This is a genomic window from Frigoribacterium sp. UYMn621, assembly GCF_040549525.1.
In the GTDB taxonomy this organism is placed as follows: Bacteria; Actinomycetota; Actinomycetes; order Actinomycetales; family Microbacteriaceae; genus Lacisediminihabitans.
On sequence record NZ_JBEPTM010000009.1, the window covers coordinates 77624 to 91761 of the forward strand.

At 67.1% G+C, this 14138-nt stretch carries 11 protein-coding genes; all 11 read left to right on the forward strand.

What is annotated here, in order from left to right; translation table 11 throughout:
* Window positions 1-31 precede the first annotated feature (31 nt).
* The 11 genes from ABIB54_RS14025 (at window position 32) to ABIB54_RS14075 (ending at window position 14122) form a co-directional block, all read left to right on the forward strand.
* The gene (locus tag ABIB54_RS14025) at window positions 32-1804 is read left to right on the forward strand and encodes a peptidoglycan D,D-transpeptidase FtsI family protein (RefSeq protein ID WP_354576134.1); all 1773 of its coding nucleotides are present in this window, start codon (window positions 32-34) and stop codon (window positions 1802-1804) included.
* A gap of 13 nt (window positions 1805-1817) precedes the next feature.
* Window positions 1818-3356 carry a Mur ligase family protein gene (locus tag ABIB54_RS14030; RefSeq protein ID WP_354576135.1) on the forward strand — a complete coding sequence of 513 codons (1539 nt, stop codon included), beginning with the start codon at window positions 1818-1820 and terminating at the stop codon, window positions 3354-3356.
* Window positions 3357-4760 carry a UDP-N-acetylmuramoyl-tripeptide--D-alanyl-D-alanine ligase gene (locus ABIB54_RS14035; protein WP_354576136.1) on the forward strand — a complete coding sequence of 468 codons (1404 nt, stop codon included), beginning with the start codon at window positions 3357-3359 and terminating at the stop codon, window positions 4758-4760.
* A complete protein-coding gene (mraY, locus tag ABIB54_RS14040; protein ID WP_354576137.1) occupies window positions 4761-5867 on the forward strand; it encodes a phospho-N-acetylmuramoyl-pentapeptide-transferase in 1107 nt (368 codons plus the stop codon). It begins immediately after the preceding gene.
* A complete protein-coding gene (murD, locus tag ABIB54_RS14045) occupies window positions 5867-7390 on the forward strand; it encodes a UDP-N-acetylmuramoyl-L-alanine--D-glutamate ligase (protein ID WP_354576138.1) in 1524 nt (507 codons plus the stop codon). Before mraY ends, murD begins: the two co-directional genes overlap by 1 nt.
* The gene (gene ftsW, locus ABIB54_RS14050; protein ID WP_354576139.1) at window positions 7353-8624 is read left to right on the forward strand and encodes a putative lipid II flippase FtsW; all 1272 of its coding nucleotides are present in this window, start codon (window positions 7353-7355) and stop codon (window positions 8622-8624) included. Before murD ends, ftsW begins: the two co-directional genes overlap by 38 nt.
* On the forward strand, window positions 8621-9712 hold the full coding sequence (locus ABIB54_RS14055; RefSeq protein WP_354576140.1) for a UDP-N-acetylglucosamine--N-acetylmuramyl-(pentapeptide) pyrophosphoryl-undecaprenol N-acetylglucosamine transferase: 1092 nt from the start codon (window positions 8621-8623) through the stop codon (window positions 9710-9712). Before ftsW ends, ABIB54_RS14055 begins: the two co-directional genes overlap by 4 nt.
* Complete coding sequence (gene murC / locus ABIB54_RS14060; protein WP_354576141.1) at window positions 9709-11127, forward strand: UDP-N-acetylmuramate--L-alanine ligase; 1419 nt, start codon at window positions 9709-9711, stop codon at window positions 11125-11127. The genes ABIB54_RS14055 and murC overlap by 4 nt, the downstream gene beginning before the upstream one ends.
* Window positions 11124-12140: a cell division protein FtsQ/DivIB gene (locus ABIB54_RS14065; protein WP_354576142.1), complete on the forward strand. Its 1017-nt coding sequence runs from the start codon at window positions 11124-11126 to the stop codon at window positions 12138-12140. Before murC ends, ABIB54_RS14065 begins: the two co-directional genes overlap by 4 nt.
* Window positions 12141-12285: 145 nt before the next feature.
* Window positions 12286-13449: a cell division protein FtsZ gene (gene ftsZ / locus ABIB54_RS14070; RefSeq protein WP_354576143.1), complete on the forward strand. Its 1164-nt coding sequence runs from the start codon at window positions 12286-12288 to the stop codon at window positions 13447-13449.
* Entirely contained in the window at window positions 13415-14122 is a 708-nt protein-coding gene (locus ABIB54_RS14075) for a YggS family pyridoxal phosphate-dependent enzyme (RefSeq protein ID WP_354576144.1), read from the forward strand. The genes ftsZ and ABIB54_RS14075 overlap by 35 nt, the downstream gene beginning before the upstream one ends.
* Window positions 14123-14138 lie beyond the last annotated feature (16 nt).

Here is a 14138-nt window from a genome sequence, read left to right on the forward strand (position 1 = left end):
CCACCAGCCCGCATCCCGAGAGGAGGCGCCCGTGACCAATCCCCGGAGCACGCGTCGTCGTCTGGCCCTCGCGATCGTCATGGTGTTCGCCGTCATCGGCGTCTTCGCCGTGCGCCTCGTCGACATCCAGCTGGTGCGAGCGGACCAGCTCACGTCCGACTCGCTCAACAAGCGTGCCGTGAAGATCCCCACCTACGCGGCTCGTGGCGAGATCATCGACAGCAATGGTGTGGTGCTCGCGGACAGCGTCAACCGGTACGACGTGGTCGTGTCTCCGGCCAACTTCGCCAAGATGGATGCTTCGGGGGGCTATTCCGTCGTCGGCAAGGACGGCACGAAGACCATGGTCACCGTGATGCAGGGCGCAACGGAGCTCGCCACCCTCACCAAGCAGGACCCGGCGACGGTCTACCAGTCGCTCACGAAGAATCCGACGTCCAACTACGCCCTCGTGACGAAGTCGGTGGACCTCGAGACCCGACGGGCGATCGAGAAGCTCAAGATTCCGGGGATCGCGTTCCAGCTGCACCCCATGCGCACCTATCCGAACGGCTCGGTGGCGGGAAACCTCACGGGATACCTGAGCACTGACGGCCCGGGCGGAGGCCTCGAGCTCGGCGACAACTCGTGCCTGGCGAGCAAGAACGGAACCACCACCTACGAGCAGGGGGCGGATGGGGTGCAGATCCCCGGAAGCGAGGTCACCAACACGGCGTCCCAACCCGGTGGCACGCTCAAGCTCTCGATCGACAGCGACCTGCAGTGGTTCGCCACCCAGGCGATCGCCGAGCAGGGCACCGCAATCGGCGCCCAGTCCGCCACGGCTGTCGTGCTGCGCATCAAGGACTTCCACCTGATGACTGTGGCGGACTGGCCCGCTGTCGACCCCAACAATGTGGACGGCTCAGAGCGCGCCAACTACGGATCGCTCGCCTTCACCGCGGAGTACGAGCCCGGCTCCGTGCTCAAGGCGATTTCCGCCTCGGCCCTCATCGACACGGGCATCGGCTCCCCGACAATGCAGGCCGTCGTGCCGTCGCACTGGGTGACGCCGGAGGGCGCCATCATCAACGATGCCGCGCCGCACCCCGAGCAGCACCTCACCCTGACCGGGGTGCTTCAGAACTCCTCGAACGTGGGAATCTCCAAGCTCGGTTCAGAGGTGCCAGAGCAGACGCGGCTCGACTACATGAAGAAGTTCGGGCTCGGCCAAGCCACCGCCGTCGGATTCCCCGGAGAAGCCACCGGCCTCATCAACAAGCTGCCCTGGGACAACCAGACCCACTACAACGTGCTGTACGGACAGGGAGTCTCGGCCACGGCACTGCAGATCGCCCAGATCTTCGGCACCCTCGGAAACGGCGGCCTGAGACTGCCGACCACGCTCGTCGAGAGCTGCACGAAGTCCGACGGCACCGTCATCGACCAGCCCTCGACCGCCGGGACCCGGGTGGTGTCGGAAAGCACGGCGAAGACCGTGGTCAACATGCTCGAGAGCGTCGTGCAGGGCGGCGAGCTCTCCAAGGCCGTCAAGATCCCGGGCTACCGGGTCGCGGGCAAGAGCGGTACCGCCGAGATGGCGTCCAACGGGCGCTACACCGGTGACCGGGTCGTGTCCTTCGCCGGCATCGCCCCCGCCGAGGACCCGCAGTACGTGGTTGTCGTCACCTACACGAAGCCAGCTACCATGAAGAGTTCGGCCGCCGCGGCGCCGACCTTCAAGAAGATCATGTCCCAGGTGCTCACAAAGTACCGGGTGCCCCCGTCGACAACGCCATCCACCTATCCGGCGACGACCTGGTAAGAAAGTAGACGCTGTGACTGCACGGATCCCCCCGGTTCTTCGACCGGAGCATCCGCTGGCCAGGCCTCTCGCCGGACTCGTCTCCGAGTTCGGGCTCGAATCGGTCGGCTCGCTCGATGGCGTCGAGATCACCGGCGTCACGCTGCGCTCCACCGAGGTGCAGGATGGCGACCTGTACGTCGGCATCCAGGGTCTCAACAGTCACGGCGCCCAGTACGCCGCGCAGGCCGCCGAGAGCGGTGCGGTCGCCGTGCTGACCGACGCGGCTGGAGCTCAGCTGGCTGCAGACAGCGGCCTTCCCATCGTGATCGTGGAGTCGCCCCGGTTGGCGCTCGGCGACGTGTCGGCGTGGGTGTACCGCACCAACGAGCATCCGCCGCTCATGCTCGGTATCACCGGCACCAACGGCAAGACCTCCACCGCCTACATCCTCGAGGCGATCCTCAAGCAGCTCGGGCTCGTGACGGGCCTCTCGTCCACCGCAGAGCGTCACATCGGCGATGTGAGCGTCGTCTCCCGGCTCACCACCCCCGAGGCGAGCGAGATGCATGCCCTCCTTGCCCGGATGCGCGAGAGCGAGGTGCGCGCGGTCGCGGTCGAGGTGAGCGCCCAGGCTCTCACCAAGAACCGCATCGACGGGCTCATGTTCGATGTGGTGGCCTTCACCAATCTGAGCCACGATCACCTCGACGACTACGCCGACATGGACGAGTACTTCGAAGCCAAGCTCGGGTTCTTCGACCCGGCGCGCGGAAAGCGCGGAGTCGTCTCGCTCGACACGGCCTGGGGCGCGAAGGTCGTCGACCGGTCCCGCATCCCGGTGACCACGATCTCTGCGACTCCCGGCGTGGTGGGGGAGTGGAACGTGGAGATCCTCGACGAGCGCGCATCCGGGGTCGAATTCACCCTCACCGGCCCGGAGGGTCGTTCGATCACCACCCACGTGCCCCTCATCGGCTGGCACATGGCGGCCAACGCTGCCCTCGCGATCGTGATGCTCGTGGAGGCGGGCTTCGAGCTCGAGGCCATCGGCCAGGCAATCGAGCACGGCATCGACGCCTACATCCCCGGTCGCACCGAACGGGTCTCCGGGGACCGTGGACCGAGCGTCTACGTCGACTTCGGTCACAGTCCCGATGCCTTCCTCAACACCCTCGGCGCGGTGAGCAAGTTCACCACCGGCCGCGTGATCATGGTGTTCGGCGCCGATGGCGACCGTGACGCCACAAAGCGGCACGAGATGGGCCGGGTCGCCTCCGAGGGATCCGACATTCTCGTGATCACCGACCACCACCCGCGCTTCGAGGACCCGGAATCCATCCGGGCGACCCTCATCGAGGGCGCGAATCTCGCCGAGCACCAGGCGGAGCTTCACGAGGTCAGTCCCCCCGAGAAGGCGATCCGCGTTGCTGTTGCGCTCGCCCAGGAGGGTGACTCCATCCTCTGGGCCGGCCCGGGGCATCAGGACTACCGCGACATCCGGGGCGAACGCACGCCGTACTCCGCCCGCGCGGAGGCCCGCGAGGCACTGCGAGAGGCGGGTTGGGCCTAAGTGATCTCGCTCACTCTTGCCGATCTCGCGGCGGCCGTCGGCGGCGCACTCAGCCTCGCGCCGGGAAGCCACGACTTCGACGATATCTCCGGATCGGCACAGACCGACTCGAGACTTGTCACCGTGGGATCGATCTTCATCGCGCTGCCCGGGGAAGTCTCCGACGGACACCTGTTCGCGCAGGCCGCGATCGACAACGGCGCGGTGCTCCTGATCGTCGACCACGAACTCGAGCTGCCGGTGTCCCAGGTCGTGGTGCCCGACACGCTCACGGCCCTGGCCGATCTCGCCCGCTTCGTCGTGGCTCGCGTGCGCGCAGAGGGCGCCCTCAAGGTCATCGGGATCACCGGATCCAACGGCAAGACCACCACGAAGAACATGCTGCGCGCGGTGCTGGAGACGGCCGGAGCCACCATCGCCCCTCCCGGCTCCTTCAACAACCAGGTCGGCGCGCCCCTCTCGATGCTCTCCATCGACTTCGGCACGCGCTTCCTCGTCATCGAGATGGGGGCATCCGCCATCGGGGATATCGCCCGCACCGTCGGCATCGCGGTGCCGGACATCTCGGTGGTCCTCAAGGTGGGGCTCGCCCATGCCGGCGAATTCGGCGGGATCGAGCAGACCCAGCGGGCGAAGTCCGAGATCGTCACCGAGCTCCCGGCCGGCGCCGTCGCCATCCTCAACGTCGACGACGAACGTGTCGCCGCCATGGCAGCCCTCACCCAGGCCCGCCCGGTCTGGTTCGGACTGGATGCCACCGCTGATGTTCGCGGCGACGACCTGCGTGCCACCGCCTCCGGCACGGCATTCACGCTGATCGTCGGCGACGTCCACCGGCCGGTACAGCTGCGGATCCTGGGCGAACACCATGTCATGAATGCCCTCGCAACTCTCGCGGTCGCGCGAGAGCTCGGGGTGGACCTCGACAGCGCCATCACCGCGCTCGAAACCGTGCCGCGCGCCGAACGCTGGCGCATGGAGGTGTTGACCCGATCAGACGGCATCGTGGTGATCAACGACGCCTACAACGCCAGCCCCGATTCGATGTCGGCCGCGCTCAAGACCCTTGCGCAGATCATCGAACCCGGGCAGCGCTCCATCGCGATTCTCGGCGAGATGGCCGCCCTCGGCGCCTATTCCGACGAGGAGCACGACCGCATCGGGCGCCTCGTCGTGCGCCTCAACATCCAGAAGCTCATCGTGGTCGGCCACGGCGCCCGGCATATCCACAACGCGGCGGGGCTCGAGGGCTCGTGGGACGGGGAGTCCATGCTCGTCGCGACCGCCGACGAGGCCTATCAGCACCTCAGTGACGACCTGCGCGCGGGCGATGTCGTGCTGGTGAAATCGTCGAAGTCCGCCAATCTCCGCTTTCTCGGTGACCGCCTCGGCGAGGTGACCTGAGTGATAGCGCTTCTCACCGCGGGCGGCGTCGGCATGGTGTTCACCCTGCTGCTGACGCCGCTGTTCGCCAGGGCGTTCCGGTGGCTCAAGCTCGGACAGTTCTACCGTGCCGACACCCCAACGGCGCATGTGATGAAGCGCGGCACTCCCTCGATGGGCGGGATCGTATTCATCACCGCATCGATCGTGGGATATTTCGTCGGTCACCTCGTGGGCGGGGACTCCGTCGCCGGCACGGGCATCCTGGTGCTCGCGATGATGGCCGGTCTCGGCCTGATCGGCTTTCTCGACGACTACCTCAAGGTCAAGCGCCAGAACAGCGTCGGGCTCGCCGGCTGGTACAAGATCGTCGGCACGGTGATCGTGGCCATCGTGTTCGGCATCATCGCGATCGTGTACCGCGACGCGAACAACCGCACGCCCGCCTCCACGGCGATCTCCTTCGTGCGCGACCTCAACTTCAACTTCGTCGTGGTGTTCGGCGCAACCTTCGGGATCGTCCTCTTCATCGCATGGATCGTTCTCATCACCACCGCGACCACCAATGCGGTGAACCTCGCCGACGGGCTCGATGGTCTCGCCGCCGGGTCGTCCATCCTCGCCATCGGCTCGTACATCATCATCGGCTTCTGGCAGTCGAACCAGTCCTGCTTCAGTACGACGATCGCCGAGAGCGGCAACCTCTTCAAGTGCTACACCGTGTCGCGTCCGCTCGACATCGCGGTGGTGGCGGCGGCGATCGTCGGATCGCTCATCGGCTTCCTCTGGTGGAACACCGCTCCGGCCCAGATCCACATGGGCGACACCGGATCCTTCGGCCTCGGAGGGGCTCTCGCCGCTCTGGCGATCCTCTCCCGCACCGAGCTCCTCCTCGTGCTGATCGGCGGACTGTTCCTCGTGATCACCGGGCAGGTGATCGTGCAGCGCATCTACTTCAAAGTCACGCGCGGCAAACGGATCTGGCGCGCAAGTCCGCTTCATCACCACTTCGAGATGAAGGGCTGGGCGGAGGTCACGATCGTCGTGCGGTTCTGGATCATCTCCGGCCTCTTCGTGGCCGCCGGTGTCGGCACCTTCTACCTCGAATGGCTCTCCCGGGTTCCCTGATGGCGCGCACTGCGGATGATGTGTCCGGCCTCACCGGATGGAATGCCGACTGGGCGGGGTTGCGGGTGGCCGTGCTCGGGCTGGGCATGACCGGATTCTCGGTCGCCGACACGCTTGCCGAGCTCGGAGCCGAGCTGGTCGTGCTGGCAGACCGTGCCGACGGGGAGATTGCCGACCTGCTCGAGGTGATCGGGGTGCGCCTCGCAGTCGTCGACCTGGAGACCGAGCTCGAAACCTTCGCCCCGGAGCTCGTCGTCGTCTCGCCCGGCTTCGCCCCGTCGCATCCACTCGTCGCGTGGTCGATCGACGCGGGTGTGCCGCTGTGGGGGGATGTCGAACTCGCCTGGCGACTGCGCGATCGTTCGGGTCGAGTCGCCGAATGGATCGCCATCACCGGCACCAACGGCAAGACGACCACGACGCAGCTCACCACCGCGATGCTCGTCGCGGGCGGCAAGCGGGCGATCGCCTGCGGCAACGTCGGCATTCCGGTACTCGACGCCGTGCGCGACCCGATCGGTTTCGATGCCCTTGTCGTCGAACTCTCCAGCTTCCAGTTGCACTACCTGCACTCCATGTCTGCATGGTCGAGCGTGTGTCTCAACGTGGCGGACGACCACCTCGATTGGCACGGTTCGGCTGCGGCCTACCGCGCCGCCAAAGGCAGCGTCTATGAGCGCACCCGGGTCGCCTGCGTCTACAACCTCGAGGACGACACCACCCGAGAACTCGTGGAGGAGGCCGAGGTGGTGGAGGGATGCCGCGCGATCGGCTTCGGGCGCGGGCTGCCTGGCCCGAGCGACGTCGGTCTTGTCGACGAGATCGTGGTGGACCGCGCCTTCCTGGCCGACCGCTGGCACTCGGCTACCGAGATCACCACGGTGCACGAACTCGAGACCGTGGGTCTCGGCTCGCCCCACATGATCGCCAACGTGCTCGCCGCATCCGCCCTCGCCCGTTCTTTCGATGTACCGACGGCCGATATCCGCGCGGCGCTCGGTGCCTTCCGCATGGACCATCACCGCACAGAGACGATCCTCGACCGCGACGGCATCCGGTGGGTGAATGACTCGAAGGCGACGAACCCACACGCGGCCCAGGCGGCGCTCGAATCCTTCGAGTCCGTGGTCTGGGTGGTCGGCGGACTGCTCAAGGGAGTGGATGTCACCGAACTGGTGTCCGCGAACCATGCGCGCCTGCGCGCGGTCATCCTCATCGGCGCCGACCGTTCCGTGCTTCGCGACGCGTTCCTGCGACACGCGCCATCGCTGCCCCTGTTCGAGGTCGACACCGCTGACACTAAAGAGGTGATGCCGACAGTCGTGAGACTGGCGGTCGCGGTCGCCCAGCCCGGGGACACAGTTCTTCTCGCTCCGGCGGCCGCATCCATGGACCAGTTCACCGACTACGCCGACCGGGGCAACCGATTCGCCGACGCGGTGCGCGAGGCAGACACAGCACGAGATGCAGGCGGAGAGGGCACGAATGACCACGAGCCCTCCGCGACCCCGGGCGAAGACTAGGCCGGCGGCGCGCCCCGACCCGGGTGCGCGTCCGGCAGAACAGAACGAATCCCGCGGTCCCGCCGCCGTGGTGACCGTCAAGCGTCTCTTCGCTGCCGAGACCGGCAGCTATTTCCTTCTTCTCGGAACGACACTCTTCCTCGTGGTCTTCGGACTGGTGATGGTGCTCTCCTCCTCCGCCGTCGAGTCGTTCAAAGCGAGCGGCGACTTCTTCAACGGCTTCGTTCGCCAGGTTCTGTTCGCGGCGATCGGCGTGCCCCTGATGCTCATCTCGGCCCGCCTGCCCGCCTTCTTCTGGAAGAAATGGGCCGGTCGATTCCTCGTCATCGCCATCGGACTCCAGCTGCTGGTCTTCGTGCCGCACATCGGCGTCGATATCAACGGAAACCGCAACTGGATCAACATCGGCGGCTTCACCGCCCAGCCTTCCGAGCTCATCAAGGTGGCCCTCGTGCTCTGGCTCGGCAAGTCACTCTCGGGCATGCAGGATCGCCTGGACGACTGGCGTGAGCTGGTCAAGCCACTCATCCCGGCCGGCATCGCGATCGGGCTCGTCGTGCTCGGCGGCGACATCGGTACCGCGATCATCCTTCTCGCGATCGTCTTCGCCACCCTGTTCTTCGCCGGGGTCAGCCTGCGGCTCTTCGCGATTCCCCTCGTGGCCCTGGCGATCGCCGGGTCCGCCATCGCGCTCGGTTCGGGCTCCCGGGCCTCCCGAATCGCGGCTGTCGTCAACGGCTGCAAGACAGACACCGACCACAACGGACTCTGCTGGCAGACCGTGCACGGCTGGTGGGCATTGGCCTCCGGTGGCATCTTCGGGGTGGGGCTCGGCAACTCCAAACTCAAATGGTCCTGGCTGCCCGAGGCTGACAACGACTTCATCTTCGCGATCATCGGCGAAGAGCTCGGACTCATCGGCGCCATCCTCGTGCTGGTTCTGCTCCTCGTGCTCGCGATCACCTTCGTGCGGATCATCAGGGCGCGCCCCACCACCGACGCCTTCGCACGGGTCGCCGTGAGCGCGGTGCTCATCTGGGTCATCGGGCAGGCCTTCGTGAACATCGCGGTGGTGCTGGGGCTGTTACCCGTGCTGGGAGTGCCGCTCCCGTTGATCTCGGCGGGAGGGTCCGCCCTCGTCACCACGCTCCTCGGCATCGGAATCGTGCTGTCCTTCGCGCGTCACGCTCCGAACGCCTCGCCGACGACTGCGACCGGCGGTCGCCTGAGGTGACGCGGTATCTCCTCGCCGGCGGGGGAACAGCTGGACATGTGAACCCCCTGCTCGCCGTCGCCGACCGGCTCGTTCTCCGCGACCCGGAGGCGGTCATCCTCGTCCTCGGCACCGCGGAGGGTCTCGAATCACGGCTGGTGCCGGCGCGCGGTTATCAGCTCCTGGTCGTCGCCCGCCTGCCATTCCCTCGCCGTCCGAATGGGGATGCGCTGCGGTTCCCCGGCCGATTCAGTCGGCTCGTCGGCGACATCCGCGGCCTGATCCGTGAGCATCGCATCGACGTCGTGGTGGGCTTCGGCGGCTATGTCTCCGCCCCCGCCTATCTCGCCGCTCGGCGAGAGAACGTGGCCATCGCCATCCACGAGGCGAATGCCCGGCCGGGGATGGCCAACCGGCTCGGTGCCCGGCTCACCCGCTTCGTCGGCACCGCCTTCCGCTCTGCCCGTCTTCCGCATGGCCGTTTCGTCGGCATGCCCCTTCGCCGGGAGATCGAGTCGCTCGACCGACCGGCAGAGCGATGGGAGGCCCTCGAGTTCTTCGGACTCTCCCCGTCACGGCCGACCCTCCTCGTGACCGGTGGGTCCCAGGGCGCGCTGCACCTCAACGAGGTCGTGAACGAGTCGGCCGCGACCATCATCGGCGCGGGATGGCAGATCCTTCACGTCACGGGGGAGCGGTCGATCCTGCCGCCCACCACGCTGGCGCACTACCTGATGGTGCCCTACTGCGACCGGATGGACCTGGCCCTCGCCGCGGCGGATCTTGCCGTCGCCCGGGCCGGAGCGGCGACAGTGAGCGAGTTCAGTGCGCTCGGCGTGCCCGCCGTGTATGTGCCACTGGCGATCGGCAACGGCGAGCAGAGACTCAATGCCCGCGATGTCGTGGATGCCGGAGGGGCGCTCATCGTGGACAACGCGGAGTTCACCCCGCGCTGGGTGCTCGACCACCTGGTTCCACTGCTGGAAGACCGTGCCGCCATCGCCGCCATGGCCGCGCGCACACTGCCGGTCGGTGTGCTCGACGGCGCCGATCGAATGGTCGACCTCGTCGGGGATGCCCGCGCCTCCACCGTAGATTTGACCGCGTGATCAAGTCAGACTTCTCCCAATCCGTGCCCGACGACCTCGGCAGGGTGCATTTCGTCGGCATCGGCGGCGCCGGCATGAGCGGCATCGCCCGTCTCTTCCTCGAGGCCGGGCTGCCGGTCACCGGCTCGGACATCCGCGCGACGGAAACTGTGGAAGCCCTTCGCGCGAGCGGAGTCGCGGTGGCGATCGGTCACTCCGCCGTGAACATCGACGGCGCGGATACCCTCATCGTCACCGGAGCGATCGCCGAAGACAATCCCGAATTCCTGGCCGCGCGCGAACGGGGCCTTCCGATCGTCCATCGCGCCCAGGCCCTCGCCTGGCTCACACGCAATCACCGCGTGGTGGCGATCGCGGGAGCCCACGGAAAGACCACGTCGACGGCGATGATCGTGACGGCGATGCTCGCGCTCGAGATGGATCCGAGTTTCGTCAACGGGGGAGTGATCCGCTCGCTCGGCGTCAGCGCCGCCACCGGCACCGGCGAGGTCTTCGTCGTGGAGGCTGATGAATCGGACGGCTCTTTTCTGCTCTATGACACCGCTATCTCGCTGATCACGAACGTCGACCCGGACCACCTGGACCACTACGGCTCGGAGGAGGCTTTCGAACAGGCCTTCGTGACGTTCGCGCGCAAGGCCTCCGAACGGGTCGTCATCTCGAGTGACGATGCCCGAGCGGTCTCCGTTACCACTCACCTCGGGGATCGCAGTGTGCTGACATTCGGGCAGCATGCGGATGCCGACATCCGACTGCACTCGATCGAGAGCACCGAGACTGTCGCCTTCACCCTGCGCTATCGCGGTGCCGACTATGCGACCAGGCTCCGTGTCGCAGGGCTCCATAACGCGATCAATGCCGCGGGAGCGTTCGGCGTGCTCGTCTCGCTCGGTCTCGAACCGCAGGCCGCGCTCGACGCGATCGCCCTGTTCGAGGGGACAGAGCGGCGCTTCGAACTGCGCGGCACGGTGCGGGGGGTGAGCGTCTACGACGACTTCGCTCACCATCCGACGGAGATCAGGGCCGCCCTGTCCGGCGCGCGCGGAGTCGTCGGGGCCGGACGCCTGATCCCGATCTTCCAGCCTCACCTCTATTCGCGCACGAAGCAGATGGCGGCCGAATTCGCCGAGACCTTCGAGTCGCTTGCGGACATCACGATCGTCGTGCCGATCTACGGCGCCCGCCAGGACCCGGAGCCGGGCGTCACCGGGGAGCTCATCACCCGTCTCTTCGTCGACCAGTCGCGCGTGCACTATTTCGACGAGTGGCAGGATGCCGCGGACTTCGCCGCCTCGATCGCGCGCGAGGGTGACTTCGTGATCCCGATGGGCGGCGGCGATGTCTACCGCATCATCCCCCGGCTCCTTGAGACCCTTGCGCTGCCGCCGGGCGAGACGGAAGGCGGGCCCCGATGAAGAGGCCGGAAGGATTCGATCGCACGCCGGGTTCGACCTCCGGAGCCACGCCGCCCCGGATGCCCTCCCCGCAGAAGCCTTCGGCACAGAAGCCGGTGGCGCAGAAGTCTTCCGTGAAGAGGCCGGTGGTTCCGTCCGTGTCCCCGACCCCGGCCATCCCAGCCGCACCGGAGGCGCCGAGTGCACAGAGTCGCTCGAAGCCGCCGGGCCGCATGAAACGGGCTCCCTCGTCCGAAGCACCTCTCGACGCGGCGGCCCGCCGTGATCTCAAGCGTGCCGAGAGGGCGCGCCGTGCCTACGAGCGAGGGGAGGCGAGACGATTCACCCGCCGCTCCCGGCGCAGGCGCATCACCTGGATCGTGAGCGGCCTTTCCCTCCTTCTGGTCGTGGGCTTCGTCACCGGAGCTGTGTATTCCCCGCTGCTCTCGCTGAAGACCATCCGGGTGGAGGGCGCATCCCGGGTGAGCGCGGCGAGCGTTCGTGCTGCCGTGGATGGCCAGATCGGCCGGCCCCTCGCCCTCGTCGACTTCGGCTCGATCACTCGGGCGCTCGGCAAGTTCCCCCTGATCCGCAGCTTCGTGACAGAGACGGTGCCGCCGGACACCCTGATCATCCGCATTGCCGAGCGAGCGCCGATCGCCACGCTCGCGACCTCGGATGGATTCTCCGTGGTCGACCCGGCCGGGATCGTCATCGACACCGCGGCGGAGCGGCAGCCCGGGCTGCCGCTGATCGAGCTCGGTTCGGCGACGAAGACGAGCCCGGCCTTCACCGCGGCGGTCGGTGTGCTTCTCGCCCTGCCGTCCGACCTGCTGAAGAAGGTCGACACGGTCACCGCCCAGACCTCGGATGACGTGACCCTCACCCTCACCGGCGGCCAGACCGTCGTGTGGGGGAGTGCGGAGCAGTCCGCACTCAAGGCCAAGGTGCTCGCCGCCGTCATCACCGTGGGCGGCACGACCACGAAGTACGACGTGTCGGCTCCGACTCATCCGGTGCTCGGCGGCAACTGACGCCAATCTCGCCGCGACTTGGCGACACGCTGGACGGCCTCTCGGCGGCATCGCGCCGCGCCCCTTAACTTCGAAACAAGAAACCTATACTGAGCATAACTTTAAGGCTCAGGTAAAGGTTGAAAGTTCCTACCGGAGGCCGGACGTGACAACGAACCAGAACTACCTAGCCGTGATCAAGGTCGTCGGCATAGGCGGCGGCGGAGTCAATGCCGTCAACCGAATGATCGAACTCGGCCTTCGCGGCGTCGAATTCATCGCCATCAACACCGACGCCCAGGCGCTCCTGATGAGCGACGCGGACGTCAAGCTCGACGTCGGACGCGAACTCACCCGCGGACTCGGCGCTGGAGCCGACCCCGAGGTCGGCCGTCGCGCCGCCGAGGACCACGCGGAGGAGATCGAAGAGGCCCTCGCCGGCGCAGACATGGTCTTCGTGACCGCGGGAGAGGGCGGCGGAACCGGCACGGGAGGCGCGCCCGTCGTGGCCCGCATCGCGAAGTCCATCGGAGCTCTCACCATCGGTGTCGTCACGCGTCCGTTCGGATTCGAGGGAAAGCGCCGCGCCGCGCAGGCGGACGTGGGAGTCGCCGCCCTCAAGCAGGAGGTCGACACCCTCATCGTGGTGCCCAACGATCGTCTCCTCGAGATCAGCGACCGTGGCATCTCCTTCCTCGAAGCCTTCGCCACGGCCGATCAGGTACTGCTCGCCGGCGTGCAGGGCATCACCGACCTCATCACGACCCCCGGCCTCATCAACCTCGACTTCGCCGACGTCAAGTCGGTGATGCAGGGGGCCGGATCGGCGCTCATGGGCATCGGCTCGAGCCGCGGCGCGGACCGGGCCATCAAGGCCGCAGAGCTCGCGGTTGCGAGCCCGCTGCTTGAGGCATCCATCGATGGGGCGCACGGGGTGCTCCTCTCGATCCAGGGCGGATCCAACCTCGGAATCTTCGAGATCAACGACGCTGCCCGGCTCGTGCAGGAGGCCGTGCATCCCGAGGCCAACATCATCTTCGGTGCGGTGATCGATGACACCCTCGGCGACGAGGTGCGGGTCACGGTGATCGCTGCCGGCTTCGACGGCGGAGAGCCCGTCGTGAAGAAGGACGAACGTCGCGCCGGCACCGGTGAAGTCCCGGCGTCCGCGCCTGTCTTTGCGGCAGCGCCCGCCGCCACCGGCGCCCTCGAACCGGAGACGAGCAGTGTGCCGAACTGGGCCGCGGAGTCCGAAGTGCCGACCGCGCCGAAAGACCCGGTGTTCGATGATGGCGATGACGACCTGGATGTCCCCGATTTCCTCAAGTAGTCCCACCCTCGCGGAGCGCCTCGAAGAGGTGCGCGCGGGTGTCGCTGCTGCCGCCGTCGAGGCGGGACGCGGGGTGGACGAGATCACGACCATCGTCGTGACCAAGTTCCATCCCGCCTCCCTGGTGCGGGAGTTGTACGCCCTCGGGGTGCGCGAGATGGGCGAGAACCGACACCAGGAGGCCCAGGCCAAGGCAGCGGAACTCGCCGATCTCGATCTGCGCTGGAACTTCATCGGCCAACTCCAGAGCAAGAAGGCGAAGCAGGTTCGCGCCTACGCGCACTCCGTCCATTCGCTCGACCGGCCCTCCGTCATCGAGGCGCTCGGCAGCGATGACGGCACGACGATCGAGTGTTTCGTGCAGCTCAATCTCACCGATGATCCCGGCCGCGGGGGGATTCTGGATGCCGACCTCGAGCAGACCACGGAACTCGTGCTCGCCACTCCGGGGCTCGAACTGCTCGGCGTGATGGCCGTGGCCCCCGTTGGTGAAGATCCGAGGCCGGCGTTCGTGCGGGTACGCGAGGCTTCTGAGCGGATGCGGCGACTCGCGCCCGGCGCACGCTTCATCTCCACCGGAATGTCGGGCGACTACCGCGAGGCCATTCTCGAGGGCGCGACACACCTGCGGATTGGTTCCGCAATCACGGGAAACCGACCGACCCCCGGTTAATCTGAACTCATCAGTT

Coding starts and splice junctions, on each gene's coding strand:
- murD (WP_354576138.1), top strand. CDS start 5,867: ATGGCGCGCACTGCGGATGATGTGTCCGGCCTCACCGGATGGAATGCC.
- ftsW (WP_354576139.1), top strand. CDS start 7,353: ATGACCACGAGCCCTCCGCGACCCCGGGCGAAGACTAGGCCGGCGGCG.
- ABIB54_RS14065 (WP_354576142.1), top strand. CDS start 11,124: ATGAAGAGGCCGGAAGGATTCGATCGCACGCCGGGTTCGACCTCCGGA.
- ABIB54_RS14075 (WP_354576144.1), top strand. CDS start 13,415: ATGACGACCTGGATGTCCCCGATTTCCTCAAGTAGTCCCACCCTCGCG.